A 19,308-nucleotide genomic window follows, 5' to 3' on the forward strand; every position below is an offset into this window, starting at 1 on the left:
CTGAAAAAGGAGACCTTGCATGCTGTCGGCCGAAGCCCACGAAAGCATCCACACCATGGCGGGCATGGTCGCCGCCCCGCACCATCTGGCGGCGGAGGCGGGACGCGAGGTCCTGGCCGAGGGCGGCAACGCCATCGAGGCCATGGTGGCGGCCGCTGCTGCCATCGCCGTGGTCTATCCGCACATGAACCATATGGGCGCCGACGGCTTCTGGCTGATCCGCGAGCCCTCCGGCCGGGTGCGCTATATCGAGGCCTGCGGTTTCGCCGGCGCGCGCGCCACCATCCCCTTCTATCACGACCTCGGCCTTGGGGCGGTTCCCACCCGCGGGCCGCTGGCCGCCGTCACCGTGCCCGGCGCGGTGGACGGCTGGCGCCTGGCGCTTGAAGCCGCCGGCGCCCACGGCGGGCGCATGACCCTGAAGCGCCTGCTGGAACCCGCCGTCCGCCATGCCCGCGAAGGGGTGCCGGTCTCGCGCTCCCAGGCCGCCCTCACCGCCCAGAAGAAAGCCGAGCTGGAAGACGCGCCGGGCTTCGCGGCAGCCTTCCTGACGGCGGACCGGGCGGTGCCGCAGGCGGGAACGCTCCAGCGCCAGCAACGCCTCGCCGACACCCTGGACCATCTCGCCCGCGCCGGCCTCGCCGATTTCTACCACGGCGACGTGGGCCGCGAGATCGGGACCGATCTGGAGCGCATCGGCAGCCCGGTCACCCGAGAAGACCTCAAGCGCTACGCGGCGGTGGAGCGGGCGCCGCTGGCGGTGGATATCGGCCCCGGCCGGCTGTTCAACGCCCCGCCGCCCACCCAGGGACTGGCCTCGCTGCTCATCCTCGCCTTGTTCGACCGGCTGAAGGTGAAGCGGGCGGACAGCTTCGAGCACGTGCACGGGCTGATCGAGGCGACCAAGCGCGCCTTCCTGGTGCGCGACAAGGTGGTGTGCGACTACGAACACCTGACCCACGATCTTGCCGCCCTGCTTGCGCCCGAGGCCATCGCCAGGCGGGCCGCCGACATCGAGATGGGCCGCGCCCTCCCCTGGCCGCAGGGCAAGGCCGGCGGCGACACGGTGTGGCTCGGCGCGGCGGACAAGTCGGGGCTGGTGGTGTCCTACATCCAGTCCATCTTCTTCGAGTTCGGCTCCGGCTGCGTGCTGCCGTCCACCGGTGTGCTGATGCAGAATCGCGGCGCCAGCTTCTCCCTGGAGCCGGGGGCGCTCAATCCGCTGAAGCCCGGCCGGCGGCCGTTCCATACCCTGAACCCGGCGCTGGCGGTGCTCGCCGACGGGCGAGTGATGGCCTATGGCACCATGGGCGGGGAAGGCCAGCCGCAGACACAGTCCGCCGTCTTCAGCCGCCACGTCCTGTTCGGCGTGCCGCTGGGGGAGGCCATCGCCCGGCCGCGCTGGCTTCTGGGCCGCACCTGGGGCGACGTGGAGACGCGGCTGCGGCTGGAGCCGCGATTCGACGACGAAGTGGTGGAGCGCCTCAAGCTGGTGGGGCACGACCTGGCCCTGGTTCCCCACGCCTACAGCGATACCATGGGCCATGCGGGGGCCGTGGTGCTGCATCCCGGCGGGCGCATCGAGGGCGCGCACGATCCGCGCTCCGACGGCGGCGCGGCGGGGGTGTAGAGCGCGATCCGAGCACATGGAACCAGCCTGCTCGGTCAATTCCAGGCTTCAAGAAAGCGACCGCGTTTTCGCGCGAAGGAGCAGCGGGTTGGTCCGCAAGCCCGACGGACGCCGGGCCGGCCGGGCGGAACCGGACGGCCGCAAAATAAAGCCGGCTGCCCTCCGGGGAGAGGACAGCCGGCGGCTTCGGCTCTTGTCTTCGGGCATGTTGCCGATGTGAAGAACGGATAACCGCTCAGGCGAATATCACCTGGGGCGAATATCACCTGGGCGATCCACCCTTCACCTCGGCCGAGAGCACCCATTCGCCCATCAGCTTGCGCGCCGATGGGCGCGTGCCCTAGCGCTGGTCGCGCCGCTCGTCCCGTTGATTCTCGTTCCGTTGGCCTCCCTGCTGCTGGCCGCCCTTCTGGCCCGGCACCTGGGCCTGCTGCTGCTGGCCCTTGTCCTTGCCCTGGCCTTCGCGGCCTTTTTCGTTCTGGTTCGGGTTCTGGTTGGGCGGATTGCGCTGATCCTGGTCACGATTGGACATGATCGCTTCTCCAAGCCAGCCCCGTGGGATGAAACGCCCCATGGCATCACCCGGTTCCGCCGGACCCGCAGAATGTTTGGTGCCCGCGCCAAGGGTCAAGGTGCGCCTTGCCGCCGCTCCAAGACCCGCACTCCCGAGACCCGCACCCATGGTGAGCACGCATGACTGGGGCGCGTCACACGCACGCATGGCAGGGTTGCGCGGCCTCCAGGGAGGCGGCCAGCGAGGCTGCGCAAAAAGAAAGACCCGGCCGAAGCCGGGTCTTTGACTTGGAACAGGATCACGCGATCAAAGATCACGCAGCCAGATCACGCGGCCTCGTCGGCCTCGATCTCCGCGTCCAGGTCGGCCTCTTCCACCACCTTGGTGGCGCCGCGGCGCGGACCCTTGAGCAGGTTCTGCTCGATGAGCTTCACCGCCTCGGTCTCGGTGATGTTGTTCACCGCCGAAAGCTCGCGGGCCATGCGATCCAGAGCGGCTTCGTAAAGCTGGCGCTCGGAATAGGACTGCTCGGGCTGGGCGTCGGACCGGTAGAGATCGCGCACCACTTCGGAAATGGCGACGAGATCGCCGGAATTGATCTTGGCTTCGTATTCCTGCGCGCGGCGGCTCCACATGGTGCGCTTCACGCGGGCGCGGCCCTGAAGAGTCTCCAGCGACTTGTCGACGATATTGGTCTCGGAGAGCTTGCGCATGCCGACGGTGGCGATCTTGGGAACGGGCACCCGCAGCGTCATCTTGTCCTTTTCAAACGAGATCACGAAGAGTTCGAGCTTGAAACCGGCGACTTCCTGTTCCTCGATGGACACGATGCGGCCCACGCCGTGGGACGGGTAAACAATGTGCTCACCCGTCTTGAAGCCGAGACGGGTCTGCGCGTTCTTCTTTGCCGACATGCTCTTGACACTCCTGATCCGGCCCAAGGACATGAAGCCTGGGGCCGAACCTGTTGGCGCGGAGGCCGGCCGGTCCGGTACCGGGACGGCGCGCACCCTGGCGCTGCGGACTTGGGTCGCGGCCGGAACGCCCGCCAACCCGCTCAGCCAGTCGATGGCGATGGACAGCCCCCGCGCCACGCCGTAAGTGTCGGCAGGCACGTAAATTCTCGCCCGTATAATCTCGAGAATACGCCCATGGTCATGCGCGAACACTGAGCGGGCGCGAAGCGGCTGGTTGGGTGAAAGCAATCGACTGTAAAGTCACGTATATCACAATTTTTGTCGGAATCAAAGCGCGCCTGTCGCCAACCTTACTTGGCCGGGTGCGAGCGGCAACTTGGCCGCGATCTTGGCGGGCGCGCCGCCCCGCGGATTTGCCGTCGCCGGCCTCAGCCATATAAGCATTTCCTTATATCCTTATTGCCGCAATGAAGGCGCCGTGCTACAGGCGCGCATCCCGACCTGCGCCGTGTGCGGCGCGGCGCATTCCAGCGGAGCAATCCATGAGCAACGATTACGTGGTGAAGGACATCAACCTTGCGGACTGGGGTCGCAAGGAGCTGGACATCGCCGAAATCGAAATGCCCGGCCTCATGGCCACCCGCGCCGAATACGGCCCGTCCCAGCCGCTGAAGGGCGCCCGCATCGCCGGCTCCCTGCACATGACCATCCAGACCGGCGTGCTCATCGAGACGCTGAAGGCGCAGGGCGCCGACGTGCGCTGGGCCTCGTGCAACATCTACTCCACCCAGGACCACGCCGCCGCCGCCATCGCCGCGGCCGGCGTGCCCGTCTTCGCCGTGAAGGGCGAGACGCTGGAGGAATACTGGGAATACACCCACCGCATCTTCGAGTGGGCCGACGGCGGCGCGCCGAACATGATCCTGGACGACGGCGGCGACGCCACCCTCCTCGTCCATCTCGGCCTGCGCGCGGAAAACGGCGACACCGCCTTCCTCGACGGCGCCACCAACGAGGAGGAGGAAGTCCTCTTCGCCGCCATCAAGCGCCGCCTGAAGCACAAGCCCGGCTGGTACACCCTGCTCGCCAAGTCCATCCGCGGCGTGACCGAAGAGACCACCACGGGCGTGCATCGCCTCTACGAGATGCAGAAGAAGGGCACGCTGCTGTGGCCCGCCATCAACGTCAACGACAGCGTCACCAAGTCCAAGTTCGACAATCTCTACGGCTGCCGTGAGTCGCTGGTGGACGGCATCCGCCGCGGCACCGACGTGATGATGGCCGGCAAGGTGGCCATGGTCGCCGGCTTCGGCGACGTGGGCAAGGGCTCCGCCGCCTCCCTGCGCAATGCCGGCTGCCGGGTCATGGTGTCGGAGATCGACCCCATCTGCGCCCTCCAGGCCGCCATGGAAGGCTATGAGGTCACCACCATGGACGACGCCGCCAGGCGCGCCGACATCTTCGTGACCGCCACCGGCAATTTGGACGTGATCACGGTGGATCACATGCGGGCCATGAAGGACCGCGCCATCGTCTGCAACATCGGCCACTTCGACAGCGAGATTCAGGTGGCCGGCCTCAAGAACCTGAAGTGGCACAATGTGAAGCCGCAGGTGGACGAGGTGGAGTTCGCCGACGGCAAGCGCATCATCCTTTTGTCGGAGGGGCGCCTGGTGAACCTCGGCAACGCCACCGGCCACCCGAGCTTCGTCATGTCCGCGTCCTTCACCAACCAGACGCTGGCGCAGATCGAGCTGTTCACCAAGCCCGGCCAGTACGGCAAGGAAGTCTACACCCTGCCCAAGCACCTGGACGAGAAGGTGGCTTCGCTGCACCTGGACAAGATCGGGGTGAAGCTGACCCGCCTCACCGACCAGCAGTCCGCCTATATCGGCGTGCCCCAGCAGGGTCCGTTCAAGAGCGAGCACTACCGCTACTGAGCGGTGCCCGGCGGCGCTTCGCCCTGCCCCCCTTTCACAGCGGAACGCCGGCCCCCGGGCCGGCGTTCGTCGTTTGGAGGGCGTTGTGCGGGGTTTGCGGCAGTGCATTGTCTTCCCCCGCGAACGGGGCTAGGTGTTGGAAATACCCGCCCCATGCGGGCAGACCCGGACGGGTCCGGAGCAGCGTCTTTCGATCCGGGGCTTCGGCTCGGGGCGGAGCGGTGCACGGTCCGGTTCCCTGCCCATGTGCCACGGACGGGAAACGCGCGGGGGCTTGCCTTGAACGGTTTCGTGCGACGGTCGCGAGGCGTGACACTGCGCGACGTGATACCAGGTGTCATGGGCTTCCAGTTGACTGGGTACCGCCACACCGCCGGGTGCCGAATGACGGCTAAGAGCGCCGGTCGGCGCCCCCCCTTCCCCCTGCCCGACGCGCGGCACTGAGCGCGATCGCCCTCTATGGCCCTCAGCTTTTCCCGCGACCGCACACGCCCCCTGCCATTCGCCGCCGAGATCGGCGCCCTTGGCGTGGTGTTCGGCGACATCGGCACCAGCCCGCTCTACGCCCTCAAGCAGGGCGTCCTGGCGGTGGGCGGCACCAATTTCCTCGGCGCCGACGTGCTGGGGCTGCTCTCCCTCATCACCTGGAGCATCATCCTTTCCGTCACGGTGAAATACGTGATGCTGGTGCTGCGGGCGGACAATGACGGCGAAGGCGGCATTCTCGCCCTGGTCACCCTGCTCGATCTCCACCGCAGCGCTCTGGGCATGCGCTGGTACCTGCTGGCGGCCGGCCTACTCGGTGCCGCCATGCTCATCGGCGACGGCGTGCTCACCCCGGCCATGTCGGTGCTCTCGGCCATCGAGGGGCTCCAGGTCATCGCGCCGGAGCTGGAGCACTGGGTCGTGACCCTCACCGTGCTGGTGCTGCTCGCCATCTTCCTGTCGCAACGGCTCGGCACGGAGCGCATCGCCGCCTTCTTCGGGCCGGTCATGCTGCTGTGGTTCGGCTCGCTCGCGGCGCTTGGCGTCTACGGCATTGTGCAGGCACCCCAGGTGCTGGCCGGGCTCGATCCGCGCTATGGCATCATGCTGATGGTGCAGCATCCCGGGCTCGCCGGTGTCATCCTCGGCGCCTGCTTCCTGGCGGTGACGGGCGGCGAGGCGCTGTATGCGGACCTCGGCCATTTCGGCCGCCCGGTGATCGCCCGCGCCTGGCTGTTCGTGGCCATGCCGGCGCTGCTGCTGAATTATTTCGGCCAGGGCGCGATCCTGCTAGTGGACCCGAACGCGGTGCGCAACCCGTTCTACGACCTGTCGCCGGACTGGTTCGACATCCCGCTGCTGTTCCTCGCCACGGCGGCGACGGTGATCGCCTCCCAGTCCATCATCACCGGCGTGTTCTCGCTGGCGAAGCAGGCCATCGAGCTGGGCTATTTGCCGCCCATGCGCATCCGCTACACCTCCGAGCACAACGAGCAGCACATCTATGTGGGCCGCCTGAACTGGCTGCTGATGATCGCCTGCATCGCCGTGGTGCTGGGCTTCGAGGCCTCGGAAAGGCTGGCCTCGGCCTACGGCATCGCCGTGGCGTTCGCCATGGTCACCACCTCCATCCTGTTCATCGCCCAGGTGCACCGGGCCTGGGGCTGGCCCGCGCCGGCGGTGTGGGCCATGGCCACGGGCCTGATCGTCGTCGATTTCGCCTTCGCCGCGGCCAATCTCACCAAGCTCCATGACGGCGGCTGGCTGCCCCTGAGCATCGCCGGCGCGGTGATCTTCGTGATGGTGAGCTGGCGACGCGGGCTGGAGGGCGTGGTGGCCCAGCAGGTGCGCTTCACCGAGCCCCTCGACAGCTTCGTCGCCCGCAAGGACCGGGTGAACGACGTGGAAGCCCCGCGCACCGCCATCTTTCTGTCGCGGGCGGGTGCGATGACGCCGGTCGCCCTCTCGCGCATGGCGGACCTCCTGAAGGTCCGGTTCGAGAAGGCGGTGATCGTCTCGGTGTGGATCGCCGCGCGGCCCCGGGTCTCGGTGGAGGACCGGGTGAAGGTGACGACCCTCAACGAGGGCTTTGTGCGGGTGGATCTGCGCTTCGGCTACATGCAGCAGATCGATGTTCCCTCCGTGCTCGGCCCGGCGCTCAGCGCCCGCGGCATCGATCCGGACGCGGCCATCTACGTGATCGGCCACGAGCGGATCATCCCGCCCGACGAGGTGACGAAGATCAAGGACGTGGTGGCGCATGTGTTCGCCTTCCTCGCCCGGAACGCGGAGCGCTCGGTGGACCGGTTCGGTCTGCCGCGGGCCCGCACGGTGGAAATCGGCTATCCGGTGAAGCTCTAAAGCGCGCACACCGGCAGGCGCCGCGCCGTCACGGCGGGGGAAGAGCGGTTTGAAATCGCAGGCCGCCATGGACCGGCGGCTAGGGATGCGCCCCCTTGAAGGGTGGCCATCGAACAAAACAACCTGAACACGCCGGCGGCTTCACCATGCGAAAAGAGTGAGAATAGCCCTTCAATCTCGCGCGAAAGCGTGCAGATGTGGGCAGGCCGGTGACGTTGCGGGCGGGGGATATCGGTGACGCAATGGGTGTTCGGGCGGTAGCTTCGAAAATCTGGGTTTTCCTGCGGGATCGGGTGGGTCTGCACGGGCTGGGCTTCGTCCTGAGCCTGGTGGTGATCGCGTTTGCCGCCACCGTGCTCTACCGCATGCTTCACAACCTGAAGCTCGCGGACGTGATGGACGCCCTCGCGGAGAAGGACCCGCGCAACGTCGTCATCGGCTTCCTGCTGGTGGCGGGGGCCTATCTCACGCTCACTTTCTATGACTGGTTCGCCCTGCGCACCATCGGCAAGCGCCATGTGCCGTACCGCATCGCGGCGCTGGCGGGCTTCTGCTCCTATTCCATTGGCCACAACGTGGGCTTCACCGTCTTCACCGGCGGCTCGGTGCGCTACCGCATCTATTCCGCCTGGGGGCTCGGGGCCATCGACGTGGCCAAGATCTGCTTCGTGGCGGGGCTCACCTTCTGGCTCGGCAACATCGCGGTGCTGGGCCTCGGCATCACCATCCATCCGGAGGCGGCCACGGCGGTGGACCACCTGCCCCCCGTCATCAACCGCATGATCGGCATCGGCGCGCTGGCGGTGCTGGCGGGCTACATCACCTGGGTGTCGCTGGCGCCGCGCCACATCGGCCGCTCGTCCTGGTTCGTGACGCTGCCGCGCGGGCGCACCACCCTGGTGCAGGTGGGCATCGGCATCCTCGACCTCACCCTGTGCGCCGCCGCCATGTACATGCTGATGCCGTCGACGCCCTATATCGACCCGGTGTCGCTGGCGGTCATCTTCGTCACCGCGACGCTGCTCGGCTTCGCCAGCCACGCCCCCGGCGGCCTGGGCGTGTTCGATGCGGCGCTGCTCGTCGCCCTGCCCCAGTTCGACAAGAGCGAACTTCTGGCCGCGCTGCTCATCTTCCGCCTATTCTACTATATCGTGCCCTTCGCCCTGTCGCTCACCCTGCTCGGCGCGCGGGAACTGAGCCTGCGCCTTGCGGCACCGGCCGAGGCGCCGGCGGTGCCGGACGGGAGCGGCGCGGGCGTCCACACCGCCGGGACGGCCAAGGTGGCCTCCAAGGCCGCCGCCAAATCCGCCGCCGAATGACGGTGGCTCCTGCCGGCCACCACCGGCGGGATCGAACAGGGCGCGGGCGGGCCGGCGCCCATGGCATGGGTCCGCGCCAGCGGGCAGCTTGCCCACAGCTGATTTGCACCCGCCGGACCTGACCGCCGCCGATTTACCCGCTGCGGTCTGCCCCCGAGACGACTTGCGGTTTCGCCAGCGAGAATATAAAAAGCGAGCGCTCGCTCTTTTATTGTACCCCGCCATCGAGGTCGCCATGGACTTCACCATCTCCCCCGCCCTCGAGGACCTGCGGCGCCGCATCGGCGCGTTCGTGGACCGCGAGATCATTCCGCTGGAAGCCGACCCCGCCGCCTATGACGCCCATGAGAACATCGCGCCCGCCCCCCTGGCACGGCTGCGGGAGAAGGCGCGGGCCGAGGGCCTGTGGAACCTCCAGCTGAAGCCGGAGAGCGGCGGCCTCGGCGTCGGCCGGGTGGGCATGGCGGTCTGCTACACCGAGATGAACCGCTCCATCTTCGGCCCCGTGGTGTTCAATTCCGCCGCGCCCGACGACGGCAACATGATGGTGCTGGAGGCGGTGGGCACGCCGGCGCAGAAGGAAAAATGGCTCGCCCCCATCGCGTCCGGCGCGGTGCGCTCCGCCTTCGTGATGACCGAGCCCCATCCCGGCGGCGGCTCCGACCCCGGCATGATGCTCACCCGCGCCGAGAAGCAGCCGAACGGCAGCTATCGCATCTACGGCCGCAAATGGTTCATCACCGGCGCGGAGGAGGCCGCCCACCTCATCCTCATCGCCCGCACCTGCGATGATCCCCGCACCGGCCTCACCGCCTTCGCCTTCCATCGCGACGCGCCGGGCTGGCGCATCGTGCGCCGCATCCCCATCATGGGGCCGGAAGAGCATGGCGGCCATTGCGAACTGGAGTTCGACGGCCTCGAAATCCCGCCGGAAGACGTGCTGCTGGGCGAGGGCAAGGGCCTGCGCGTGACCCAGATCCGCCTGGGGCCGGCGCGCCTCACCCATTGCATGCGCTGGCTGGGCCTTGCCATGCGCTGCGTGGACATCGCGCGGGACTATGCGAACGTGCGCTACGGCTTCGGGGTGCGCCTCGCCGACCGCGAAAGCGTGCAGACCCTGCTGGGCCGTATCGCCATGGACATCGAGATCGGCCGCCTCCTCACCATGAAGGCGGCGTGGGAGCTGGATCGCGGCGGCCTTGCCCGCAAGGAGGTGTCCATGGCCAAGATCAAGGCCGCCAACACCCTGCACCTCGCCGCCGACAGCGCCATCCAGATCAACGGCGCGCGCGGCTATTCCAAGGATACGGTGCTGGAGTGGATCTACCGCTACGCCCGCCAGGCCCGCCTGGTGGACGGCGCCGACGCGGTGCACGAAATGGTACTGAACCGCTTCCTGGAGAAGGAAGAAGGCGCCTTCTGGAACTGGCCGGTGGGAGAGGGCGCATGAATGCATACGGCTTCGACGTCGGCGCCCTCGACGCCCATCTCAAGGCGCACATAAGCGGCCTTCAGGGCGCGCCCAGGCTCCAGCCCATTTCCGGCGGCCAGTCCAACCCCACCTTCTTCGTCACCTACGCCAACCGCGCGCTGGTGCTGCGCAAGCAGCCGCCGGGGGAATTGCTGCCCTCCGCCCATGCGGTGGACCGGGAATTCCGTATCATGCGGGCGCTGGCCGATACGCCGGTGCCGGTGCCGCCGGCGCTGCTGCTGTGCGAGGACCGCTCGGTCATCGGCACCTTGTTCTATGTGATGGACAAGGTGGAGGGCCGCGTGTTCCACGACTGCACCCTGCCCGGTGTCTCCCCTGGGGAGCGCGGCGCCATGTATGCCGCCATGGCGCAGACTTTGGCGGCGCTGCACAACGTGGATTTCGCCGCCGCCGGCCTCGCCGATTTCGGCCGTCCGGGCAATTATTTCGGCCGCCAGATCACCCGCTGGACCCGCCAGTGGGAGTTGTCCAAGACCCGCGAGGACGCCAGCATCGACCGCCTGGTGGCCTGGCTGCCGGCCCATGTCCCCGCCGACTCGCCGGCGGACGACACCACCCGCATCGCCCATGGCGACTACCGCATGGGCAATCTCATGTTCCACCCCTCCCGCCCCGAGGTGGTGGCGGTGCTGGACTGGGAATTGTCCACCCTGGGCCATCCACTCGCCGACCTCGCCCATTGCGCCATGGCCTGGGTGTCGCGGCCGGAGGAATACGGCGGCATCGCAGGGCTCGATCTCGACGCGCTGGGCATCCCCTCCCGCGCGGATTTCGTGGCGCAGTATGAGGCGGCGGCGACCCATGGCCTGACGCTCACAAACTTCCACATGGCGTTCGCTTTGTTCCGCTGGGCGGTGATCTTCGAGGGCATCGCCGCGCGGGCGAAAGCCGGCAACGCGGCGGCGGAAGGCGCGGCGGAAACCGGCGCGCTGGCCGAAGCCTTCGCGCGCAGGGCGGCGGAATTTACGTGAGCCCCCTGCCCCGCACCGCCAGCGCGCCGTCCACGAAGCGCGTGACCTGCGCGGCATAGGTCTGCGCATCGATGCCGCGCTCGCGATACTTGCTGCGCTTCACGTACCAGTCCTGAAGCAGCGGCTTGATGAGGGTGGCGGCGAACAGCGGGTCCTCGGCGGAAAACACGCCCTGCCGCACGCCTTCCGCAATCACGTCCGCGAAGATGCGCTCGGTCAGCCGCTCGCTGTCCACCGCGCGCTTCCGGGCCTCGGGCGGGAAGGCCTTCGCCTCCATGTAGGCGAACACGAACCAGGGATGCATGGCCTCCGACAGCCGCACGTGCGCGGCGATCAGCCAGTCGAGGTGCGCCGCAGGGTCCGCGCGTACCCCCTCGGGCGCGTGGCCCAGCGCCGCCTCGACGGCGTGGGAGACCTCGCCGAGGATCATCAGCAGCAGGGTGTCCTTGCTGTCGAGGTAGGAATAGAGCCCGCCCATGCTGAGGCCGGATTCGGCGGCCAGCTGGCGCAGGGTCATGGCGTGGAAACCCTGGCGGTTGGAGAGCTTCAGCGCCGCATCGATGATGCGCGCCAGATTCGCCACCGCCACATGGGGCTTCTGCACCTTGATGAGGTCGCGGTGACGCGCATGGATGCGCGCCGAAAGCGCTTCCAGCGAATGGTCTTCAAGCGCAGGTCCGGGCGCATCGGCGTCGAGCGAATGGATCTCGCCAGCTTCGGCCCTCTCGTCTGCGCCCAACCTTCAGCCCCCGACCTTCAGCCCCCAGGAACGGGGCAGACTGCGGCGCAGCGAGCGAAAGTCAAGCACGCAGGAGCCGCGCGGCAGATGACACGCAGCGCGGTCGCGCGCAGCCGCCTCAGACCATGGCGCAGAGCGCTTCCATGCGGGCGCAGACATCGCTCAGGGACGGCGCCGTGCCATCGCTCGGCAGGGCCAGGAGCAGGTCGGCGAAATCGTCGGCCTCCTGCTGGCGCAGGAAGCGAACCACGTCGTCGATGCTGGAAGCCTGCGTCTCCGCATCGCCGATGACGATGCGCAGGGAAAAGGGATCGGTCGGCGGAAGGCTGCGTCCCATGGTGATCTCCACTGCCGGCGCGCCGCGCGGGCGCATCATGGCAACCGGAGAATGAACGCGGCCTTCGCCGAAGGGTTCCCTCGTCTCGTGGGCGCACGGCCGCCTTCGCGCACTCAGGCGCCGTGCAGGATGAGGTCCGGCAGGCGGCGGGTCAGGGTGCGCAGCACGCTCTGGGAGCCCTTGTTCATCACGTCGAACACCGCGTCGGAGGTGGCGTCCAGGCTGAAGCCGTCATGGACGAAGCGGAAATGGGTGCCCCCGCTCTCGGTCGGGGTGAGGGTCCAGGTGACCACCGTATCGATATAATGGCCGAAGCCCTTCAGTTCCTCGTGGCCGCCCTTCCAGCTGAAGGACAATTCGCGCGGGGCGATGGCGGTCTTCACCTGGCACTGGAACTCGCCGTCCCAGCGCTCGATGGGCCGGCCCCAGATGGTGAACCTGTGCCCGTCCAGGGGCTGGATGTCGTTGGGAAAGAACCAGACGGCGAGCCACTCGGAATCGGTAATGGCGCGCCATACGATGTCCACCGGCTGCTCGAACTCGGCTTCGGTGACGATGGAGCGGGTCTCGACAACATCCGACATGGACGAAACTCCCAAAAAAAAGGCGATCAAACAAAAGGCGTGGCCCGTCTTGCGAGAAAGCAAGAAGCGGGCCTCAGGCCGCGTCGCGCGCCCCTCCGGCGAGGGCGGCGCGGAACTGGCGGGCGAAGACGGCGTGGTCGTCGGCCTGTGCGAACAGGATGTCCGCGCTCCACTCGATGCTGTGCGTGCCGTCCGGCCAGATCCGCTCGGCGCGATGCCACGACAGGGCCGGCCAGCGCGGATTGCGCCGGGGCAAGCCATCGGGCCCCCGCTCGCCCGGACGGCCGAGATGGAAGCTCAGGAAGGCCACCACCTCGGGGCGAAACGCGAGGGCAAAGGCGACGCCGTGCCGGATCGTCCGGGGCGGCGGCCGCACCAGCCCCTGCTCGATCACGGCAAAGCCCGCCGGCCCATCGCCGGCGGCAAGCTCGCGCAGCACCAGCACGCGGAAGCCATGCTCCAGCACCAGGGCGGGAACGGCGTGGATGGCCACGGCCTCGTCATGGAAGGGCGCACCGGCGCCGACGGACGGCTCGGGCGGCGCGCTCATGCGGGCGCGCCCGGGCAAAGGCCGGCCGGAATCGATCCCGCTGGCATTGTTCCTGCTTCGCCCGGAGCGCCCCTGGCACGGGGTGGGCGAGAGGGCACATCTTGGTCAAGATCGACTACATTCCCGAACTCAGCGAAGTGCGCATGGAGCGGCGCGCCCCGGAGGGGCCGTACAGCCTCGACGCCGACGACCGCGCCTATATCGAGGGCTGCCTGCGGCAGGTGGAGACGGCCTTCGGCACGCAGGGCTTTGCCGGCATGCCGTTCGAGGCCATCCCCGGCCGCGCGCTGATGCACCGCCTCATCGTGTGGTGGCGCACCCTGGAGCCGGAAAACGAGGCGCAGACCGAGGCCCACGCCCAATTGCCCGGCGCCATCCGCCTGCTCGACACGGTTTCCGCCTATCTGGAGGAGAAGGCGCGCGGCGGCAGAAGCTGAGACCGGCACCGCCTCACCCCTTCGCCGAGCCGGGCGCGGGCGGCTCGCGGTCGGCGGCCTTCAGGGCGTCGATGCAGGCGAACAGGGCCTGCCGGCCGTCGGCCAGGGCCTCCGCCTCGGTCTCGCCCACGCCGTGGCAGCCGGGCACATCCGGGAAGCTCGCCACGAAGCCGCCGCCCTCCTCGGGCGGGATGGGCGCGAGGGTGACCGGATAGGCTTCAAGATCGGGGGGGACGGGGGCGCTCATTGGTCCATCTCGTCCATGCGATCCACCATGGCGACGAACGCCTTCACGTGGACGGAGCGGATCTTCTGCTTCATGGGCACGGCGACGCAATCGGGCACGGACGGGTGGGTGAAGACCACGTGGGTTCCCGTCACCTTGCGGAACTTCATCGCATACTGGGACGCGGTGATCTCGATGTCGGCGGGCCGCCACTCCCCGCCGGGATTGGCGCGCAAGGCTTCAAGCCTCTTGTTATGCATGACAGTATCCGTCGAATGAAAAGGGATGAAGCTGGAAAGACTTCAGTGTAGGCGCACGCGCCCCGCGGGCAAGCCGAAATGCTGGGCAGGCGGCATCTGGGTTTGACAGGCTGCGGCTGGGACCGGTCGCGATGGGAACCCTCCCCCGCAGGCGGGGGAGGGAGCTTCCAGCCTCCCCGGCCGGCCGCCGTCAGTCCCTGAGCAGCCGGCGGATGACCTTGCCTGTGGTGGTCAGGGGCAGTTCGTCCACGAATTCGATCTCGCGGGGATATTCATAGGTGGCGAGGCGCGTGCGCACGAAGGCGCGGATGTCGTCCTCCAGCGCCGCCGAAGGCTTCACCCCCGGCATCAGCACGATCACCGCCTTGACGATCTCGGTGCGCAGCGGGTCCTTCTTGCCCACCGCGGCGGCAATGGACACCGCCGGATGGCGCAGCAGCACATCCTCGATCTCCGCCGGGCCGATGCGATAGCCGGCGGAGGTGATCACATCGTCGTCGCGGCCGAGGAAGTGGAAATAGCCCTCCTCGTCCTGGGTCGCCAGATCCCCGGTGATGAGCCAGCCGTCGCGCACCTTCTCCCGGGTGGCGTCGGGCCGGTTCCAGTACTGAAGGAACATGACCGGATCGGGCGCGCGCACGGCGATCTGGCCCATCTGGCCGGGGGGCAGCACGGCGCCGTCCTCGCCCAGCACCGCCACCTCGTGGCCCGGCACCGCCTTGCCGGTGGCCCCCGCCTTCGCCACGCCCAGGGCCGCCGAGGAGCCGATGACGTAATTGCATTCGGTCTGGCCGTAGAACTCGTTCACCGGCACGCCGAGGGCCTGCCGGCCCCACTCGAAGGTCTCCGCCCCCAGCGCCTCGCCCGCCGAGCCCACGGTGCGCAGGTCGAAGCCGAAGCGGGCCTTGGGGTCCGGCACGGCGCGCATCATCTTGAGCGCGGTGGGCGGGATGAAGACGTTGCGCACCTGCGCCCGCTTGATCAGATCGAAGGCCGCCTCGGGGTCGAACTTGCCGCGCGGCTGCGCCACCACCGGCACCCCCAGCGCCAGCGCCGGCAGGATGGTGTTCAGCAGCCCGCCGGCCCAGGCCCAGTCGGAGGGCGTCCACATGCGGTCGCCCGCCTGCCCGATGCCGTCATGGGTGTAGGTAACCCCGCTCACATGGGGCAGCAGCACCCGGTGGCCGTGGAGCGCGCCCTTGGGCTGGCCGGTGGTGCCGGAAGTGTAGATCATCAGCGCCGGATCATCGGGGCCGGAGGTGATGGGCAAAGGCCGGTCGGAGGCGGCATCGAGCAGGGTGTTGAAGTCGAGCACCCCGGTGCGGGCGCCCTCCACATTGATAACGAGCCCCAGCGCCTCCGGCCGCTCCACCACCTTGGCGAGGCCGGCATCGTCGGTGACGAGGGCTTTCGCGCCGGAATCGGCGAGGCGATAGGCGATGGCGTCCACCCCGAAGGCGCCGGCCAGCGGCACCGCGATGGCACCCATCTTGTAGACCGCGAGATGGGTGACCAGCACGTCCAGCGACTGGGGCAAAAGGATCGCCACCCGGTCGCCGATGCCGATGCCGTGGGCGAGGAGGACGTGGGCGAGCCGGTTGGAGGCCGCCGCGAGCGCACCATAGGACACCGGGCGGAAGTCGGCGCCATGGGGCAGGAACAGGGCCGGCCGATCGGGCGCGCGGGCGGCGATGGCGTCGCAGGCGTGGACGGCCATGTTGTAGCGGCGCGGGATATCCCAGGAAAACGTATCCCAGGAGAACGCCCGGCGCCGGCGCTCATATTCGCTCGTGTGCGCCAGCATAACCCGGCCGACCCTTCTGCCCCCGCAATGTTGCAGCGCACGCTACAGCTTCGCGCACGCGAGGTGCAAGGGGTCTTTTGCCGGGTCCTGATAGGCGGCGCCGGCCGGGAGCACCGCCGTCGGTCAGCGCCCGCTCTTGTCCGGCTCGGCCAGCACCAGCGCCCAATAGACCTTGTACTTGGAATTGGGCGCATTGGCCGTGGCGATCCCCATGCGGGTCACCCCCGGTTCCAGCATGTTCTTGTTGTGGGAGGGGGAATCGCGCCAGCCGGAGAAGGCTTCGGCGAGGGTGTGATAGCCCGCGCCCACATTCTCCACCGCCTTGGAGGCATTGTAGCCCGAGGCCTTCATGCGACTCATGAAGTTGCGGCCTCCCACCTCGTGGGAAAGGCTATCGGCCCGCGCCATGGCATTGGCCTGGTCCTGGGCGATCTTGCTGAGCTGGTCGTCGAGGGTCACGGGGCTGAGCCCGCGCCCGACCCGGTAGTCGGAGATGATGGAGGCGGCGGCCGCCGCGTCCACCGGTTTCCCGGTCTTGGCGAGGTTGATGTAGAAGGCCGGCTGGCTGTCGAGCTGGGTGTCGGTGGTGCCGCAGGCGCCCAGTGTCAGCAGCAGCGCGAGCCCGGCACCGGCGAGAAGGGGACGGCGGAGGATCGGGTCGCGCATGGCTCTCTTCCAGCTGGTTCGGGGGCTCCCCGCCCCTTGGTACATCCCGCCGGGATCGCCCGGTCTGGGCGCATCCGGCTCCGGGGGGACCGCCTGCCTTGTGCGCCCTCAGGGTTGAGGAAGCGTTAGCGGGCGGAGTGGAGGGCGCGCGAGGGATCGGAGGCACGCGCGCACCGTCCCGCCCTTCACTGCAGCGGATCAGGCGGTGAGGGCGGCGGCGGCACCATGTCCACCGGCGCGCGGGAAAGCGAGGCCCAGGGCTGGATCGCCATGCCGATGCCGGCCTTGCGGAAGCGTGACAGCACCTGGAAATGCAGGTCGCTCTTGACCGTCAGCCCGTAATCCACGTTCGCCACCACGCAGCGCAGCTCGAACGCCATGCCGGCATCGGCGAACTTGATGAGGAACACCCGCGGCGGCGGCGACTGCAGCACCTGCGGGTGGTCGCAGGCGCAGCCGACGAGGATGTCGCGCACCTCTTCCGCATCGCAGTCGTAGGACACGTTCACCGCCACGATGATGCGGCCGGTGGTGTTGGAGTGCGTCCAGTTCTTCACCATGCCGGTGATGAGGTCCGAATTGGGCACGATCACCGTGGCGCGCTCGAAGGTCTCGATCTCGGTGGAGCGCACCGAGATGCGCCGCACATAGCCTTCCTCGCCCTTCACATTGATGGTGTCGCCCACCCTTATCGGCCGCTCGGCGAGCAGGATCAGCCCCGACACGAAGTTGGACACGATGGCCTGGAGGCCGAAGCCGATACCCACCGAGAGCGCGCCGGCCACCAGCGCGATGTTTTCAAGGTTCAGCCCCACCTCGCTCATGGCGATCATGATGGCGATGATGGTGCCCACATAGCTGACGATGGTGGCGATGGAGGATTGCAGCGACGCTTCCAGCCCCGAGCGCGGCAGCAAGGCGGTGGAGACCCAGCGCTGGAAGGCGCGGGCGGCCACAAGGCTCACCAGCAGCAGCAGCACCGCGTAGAACACGCTCCACAGGGTGATGGTGGCGGTGCCGATGCGCACGCCGAAGGAGGCGCGCTCCACCGTGTCCATCACATCGGCGGTGGAGGTGCCCCAGCTGCCGGCGATGAGGAAGCCGGCCACCACGAACAGCAGCAGCTTCAGCAGGCCGGAGAGCACCACGCCGATGAGTTCGAGGCTGGTGGGCTGGAGGCCGAGGGCCTTGGACATGTGGCGGGCGCGCGGCGTCTCGGCCGAAAGCCCCTCGCCGAAGAAGGAATCGATGAGGGCGTAGAGCAGGTAGAGCCCGCCCAGCACCGCGGCGGCCACGATCATGCGGGCGGCGACGAAGGCGGCGAAGCTCACATAGCCCCCCACCAGGGCGCCGAGGAGCAGGATCACCGCCAGCCAGATGGCGAGGCGCAGCCATTGCGGGCGGCTGCCGGACGCGGCCGCCGCCTGCTCCGCCGGGGAGGACTCCCCCTCGGTCTCGATGCCGCCGTCCTCCGAGCGCGCCACCCCCACCAGGAAGCGGGCGATGAAGCCGGCGATGAACAGGGCGAGGAGCGCGCTGGTCACCACCGTCAGGCCGACCGGGGCGAACAGCACCTTGTGCAGGGCGTTGAGGAAGGCGGCGATGGCCAGCGTCCACACCGCGAAGGAGAAATAGCGGAAGGCGAGCGCCGCGGCGGCATCCGAGAGCGGCGGCATGCGGCGCCACGGCTCGTCGGGGGCGAGCAGCGCGCGGGCCACCGCATTGCCGATGGCCTTGATGAAGACCGCCACCACCAGCCCGTGCAGCAGGTCTGAGGCGCGCGGCGGCACCACTTCGAACCCGCCCAGGAAGGCGAGGGCGGCCACGGTGGCGGCGGGCGCCACGCAGGCGTTGAGGACGAGGACCTTCAGCGCCTCGCGGGCGGACCGCAGCCTTGTGAAGCTCTCGCCCGGCGCGGGCGGCGGCGTGCGCAGCCGCCGGCGGAGCAGGCGCCCGCCCAGCACCACGATGGCACCGATGCCGAAGCCGCCCAGCAGGATGCCGAGCATGGCGAGGGGGCTCTGGCGGCGCTGCGCGAAGGAGGACCAGTCGTTCACGAAATACTGGATCGCCCGCCACTCGGTCGACACCGAGGACAGGGCATTGCCCCACAGGTCGGGATCGAGGATGGAGTCCGAGCGCTCGAACAGCTGGCCGGTGAACAGCGCCCGGCGGCGGGTACTGATGCGGTCGGAAATCTGGTCGGCACGCAAAAGCAGGGCGCGGTTCTGCTTCAGCACGGCGCCGAGGTCGGCGCTGATCTTCTGCAGGCGCTCGCGGTCGGCGGCCACCGCCGGGTCCTCGGTAGCGCCGTCGGCGGGCTTGGCACCGAGCCCGTTCAGCCGGCTCTCGGCGTCGGCGACACGGGGGGCGATCTGCTCGCTCACCGCCGCAAGGTCGCGGCGGGCCGGATCGAGCCGCTGGCGCACCTCGTCGAGGTCGTTGGGGCGCAGCCCCTCCAGCGCCAGGCTGGCGTCGAGGGCGTCGAGGGTGGCGCGCGCCGCCTCCAGCTTCTCGCGGGCGGCGACGATCATGGGGTCGGGCGGCAGCACCACCGGCTTGGCCGCCTCCGGCGC

General features: G+C 68.7%; 18 protein-coding genes. 7 read left to right on the forward strand and 11 right to left on the reverse strand.

Annotated elements, in window-relative coordinates; all coding sequences use genetic code 11:
- Positions 1-19 precede the first annotated feature (19 nt).
- Positions 20-1,630, forward strand: a complete 1,611-nt coding sequence (locus K9U41_RS07900; RefSeq protein ID WP_282640298.1) for a gamma-glutamyltransferase family protein — start codon at positions 20-22, stop codon at positions 1,628-1,630.
- A gap of 340 nt (positions 1,631-1,970) precedes the next feature.
- On the opposite strand, the gene K9U41_RS07905 is transcribed toward K9U41_RS07900, so the two are convergent.
- Positions 1,971-2,162 (reverse strand): hypothetical protein, encoded by a 192-nt coding sequence (locus K9U41_RS07905; RefSeq protein ID WP_282640299.1) that lies wholly within the window; start codon positions 2,160-2,162, stop codon positions 1,971-1,973.
- A 308-nt stretch (positions 2,163-2,470) separates the two neighbouring features.
- Complete coding sequence (locus K9U41_RS07910) at positions 2,471-3,058, reverse strand: CarD family transcriptional regulator (RefSeq protein WP_282640300.1); 588 nt, start codon at positions 3,056-3,058, stop codon at positions 2,471-2,473.
- A 545-nt stretch (positions 3,059-3,603) separates the two neighbouring features.
- On the opposite strand from K9U41_RS07910, the gene ahcY reads away from it, so the two are divergent.
- The 5 genes from ahcY to K9U41_RS07935 all read left to right on the forward strand — a co-directional run bounded on the left by ahcY (position 3,604) and on the right by K9U41_RS07935 (position 11,129).
- Entirely contained in the window at positions 3,604-5,001 is a 1,398-nt protein-coding gene (gene ahcY, locus K9U41_RS07915) for an adenosylhomocysteinase (RefSeq protein WP_282640301.1), read from the forward strand.
- A 459-nt stretch (positions 5,002-5,460) separates the two neighbouring features.
- Positions 5,461-7,347: a potassium transporter Kup gene (locus K9U41_RS07920; RefSeq protein WP_282640302.1), complete on the forward strand. Its 1,887-nt coding sequence runs from the start codon at positions 5,461-5,463 to the stop codon at positions 7,345-7,347.
- A 242-nt stretch (positions 7,348-7,589) separates the two neighbouring features.
- A complete protein-coding gene (locus K9U41_RS07925) occupies positions 7,590-8,666 on the forward strand; it encodes a lysylphosphatidylglycerol synthase domain-containing protein (protein WP_282640303.1) in 1,077 nt (358 codons plus the stop codon).
- A gap of 235 nt (positions 8,667-8,901) precedes the next feature.
- Complete coding sequence (locus tag K9U41_RS07930; protein WP_282640304.1) at positions 8,902-10,116, forward strand: acyl-CoA dehydrogenase family protein; 1,215 nt, start codon at positions 8,902-8,904, stop codon at positions 10,114-10,116.
- Positions 10,113-11,129: a phosphotransferase family protein gene (locus K9U41_RS07935; RefSeq protein WP_282640305.1), complete on the forward strand. Its 1,017-nt coding sequence runs from the start codon at positions 10,113-10,115 to the stop codon at positions 11,127-11,129. Before K9U41_RS07930 ends, K9U41_RS07935 begins: the two co-directional genes overlap by 4 nt.
- Here the strand turns inward: K9U41_RS07935 and K9U41_RS07940 are convergent.
- From K9U41_RS07940 to K9U41_RS07955, 4 genes are all read right to left on the reverse strand, one after another.
- A complete protein-coding gene (locus K9U41_RS07940; protein ID WP_282640306.1) occupies positions 11,122-11,868 on the reverse strand; it encodes a TetR/AcrR family transcriptional regulator in 747 nt (248 codons plus the stop codon). The genes K9U41_RS07935 and K9U41_RS07940 overlap by 8 nt on opposite strands.
- Before the next feature lie 118 nt (positions 11,869-11,986).
- Positions 11,987-12,205, reverse strand: a complete 219-nt coding sequence (locus tag K9U41_RS07945) for a hypothetical protein (protein ID WP_282640307.1) — start codon at positions 12,203-12,205, stop codon at positions 11,987-11,989.
- A gap of 113 nt (positions 12,206-12,318) precedes the next feature.
- Positions 12,319-12,789 carry an SRPBCC family protein gene (locus K9U41_RS07950; protein WP_282640308.1) on the reverse strand — a complete coding sequence of 157 codons (471 nt, stop codon included), beginning with the start codon at positions 12,787-12,789 and terminating at the stop codon, positions 12,319-12,321.
- A 73-nt stretch (positions 12,790-12,862) separates the two neighbouring features.
- Positions 12,863-13,339, reverse strand: a complete 477-nt coding sequence (locus tag K9U41_RS07955; protein ID WP_282640309.1) for a hypothetical protein — start codon at positions 13,337-13,339, stop codon at positions 12,863-12,865.
- Between the two features lie 101 nt (positions 13,340-13,440).
- Here K9U41_RS07955 and K9U41_RS07960 point away from each other — a divergent pair, with 101 nt between their 5' ends.
- Entirely contained in the window at positions 13,441-13,776 is a 336-nt protein-coding gene (locus tag K9U41_RS07960) for a hypothetical protein (protein WP_282640310.1), read from the forward strand.
- 13 nt (positions 13,777-13,789) lie between these two features.
- Here K9U41_RS07960 and K9U41_RS07965 read toward each other — a convergent pair whose 3' ends face one another.
- From K9U41_RS07965 to K9U41_RS07985, 5 genes are all read right to left on the reverse strand, one after another.
- Entirely contained in the window at positions 13,790-14,023 is a 234-nt protein-coding gene (locus K9U41_RS07965; protein ID WP_282640311.1) for a type II toxin-antitoxin system HicB family antitoxin, read from the reverse strand.
- Complete coding sequence (locus K9U41_RS07970; RefSeq protein WP_282640312.1) at positions 14,020-14,262, reverse strand: hypothetical protein; 243 nt, start codon at positions 14,260-14,262, stop codon at positions 14,020-14,022. The genes K9U41_RS07965 and K9U41_RS07970 overlap by 4 nt, the downstream gene beginning before the upstream one ends.
- Positions 14,263-14,452: 190 nt before the next feature.
- A complete protein-coding gene (locus K9U41_RS07975; protein WP_282640313.1) occupies positions 14,453-16,066 on the reverse strand; it encodes an AMP-binding protein in 1,614 nt (537 codons plus the stop codon).
- 123 nt (positions 16,067-16,189) lie between these two features.
- The gene (locus K9U41_RS07980; RefSeq protein WP_282640314.1) at positions 16,190-16,732 is read right to left on the reverse strand and encodes a CAP domain-containing protein; all 543 of its coding nucleotides are present in this window, start codon (positions 16,730-16,732) and stop codon (positions 16,190-16,192) included.
- Between the two features lie 185 nt (positions 16,733-16,917).
- On the reverse strand, positions 16,918-19,308 hold a 2,391-nt coding region (locus tag K9U41_RS07985), incomplete at its 5' end, for a DUF3772 domain-containing protein (protein WP_282640315.1).

The sequence above is a fragment of the Xanthobacter autotrophicus genome (assembly GCF_029991245.1).
Taxonomy (GTDB): domain Bacteria; phylum Pseudomonadota; class Alphaproteobacteria; order Rhizobiales; family Xanthobacteraceae; genus Xanthobacter; species Xanthobacter autotrophicus_C.

Coding starts and splice junctions, on each gene's coding strand:
- K9U41_RS07920 (WP_282640302.1), top strand. CDS start 5,461: ATGGCCCTCAGCTTTTCCCGCGACCGCACACGCCCCCTGCCATTCGCC.
- ahcY (WP_282640301.1), top strand. CDS start 3,604: ATGAGCAACGATTACGTGGTGAAGGACATCAACCTTGCGGACTGGGGT.
- K9U41_RS07975 (WP_282640313.1), bottom strand. CDS start 16,066: ATGCTGGCGCACACGAGCGAATATGAGCGCCGGCGCCGGGCGTTCTCC.
- K9U41_RS07965 (WP_282640311.1), bottom strand. CDS start 14,023: ATGAGCGCCCCCGTCCCCCCCGATCTTGAAGCCTATCCGGTCACCCTC.
- K9U41_RS07970 (WP_282640312.1), bottom strand. CDS start 14,262: ATGCATAACAAGAGGCTTGAAGCCTTGCGCGCCAATCCCGGCGGGGAG.
- K9U41_RS07950 (WP_282640308.1), bottom strand. CDS start 12,789: ATGTCGGATGTTGTCGAGACCCGCTCCATCGTCACCGAAGCCGAGTTC.
- K9U41_RS07905 (WP_282640299.1), bottom strand. CDS start 2,162: ATGTCCAATCGTGACCAGGATCAGCGCAATCCGCCCAACCAGAACCCG.
- K9U41_RS07935 (WP_282640305.1), top strand. CDS start 10,113: ATGAATGCATACGGCTTCGACGTCGGCGCCCTCGACGCCCATCTCAAG.
- K9U41_RS07900 (WP_282640298.1), top strand. CDS start 20: ATGCTGTCGGCCGAAGCCCACGAAAGCATCCACACCATGGCGGGCATG.
- K9U41_RS07910 (WP_282640300.1), bottom strand. CDS start 3,058: ATGTCGGCAAAGAAGAACGCGCAGACCCGTCTCGGCTTCAAGACGGGT.
- K9U41_RS07955 (WP_282640309.1), bottom strand. CDS start 13,339: ATGAGCGCGCCGCCCGAGCCGTCCGTCGGCGCCGGTGCGCCCTTCCAT.
- K9U41_RS07930 (WP_282640304.1), top strand. CDS start 8,902: ATGGACTTCACCATCTCCCCCGCCCTCGAGGACCTGCGGCGCCGCATC.
- K9U41_RS07980 (WP_282640314.1), bottom strand. CDS start 16,732: ATGCGCGACCCGATCCTCCGCCGTCCCCTTCTCGCCGGTGCCGGGCTC.
- K9U41_RS07925 (WP_282640303.1), top strand. CDS start 7,590: ATGGGTGTTCGGGCGGTAGCTTCGAAAATCTGGGTTTTCCTGCGGGAT.
- K9U41_RS07945 (WP_282640307.1), bottom strand. CDS start 12,205: ATGGGACGCAGCCTTCCGCCGACCGATCCCTTTTCCCTGCGCATCGTC.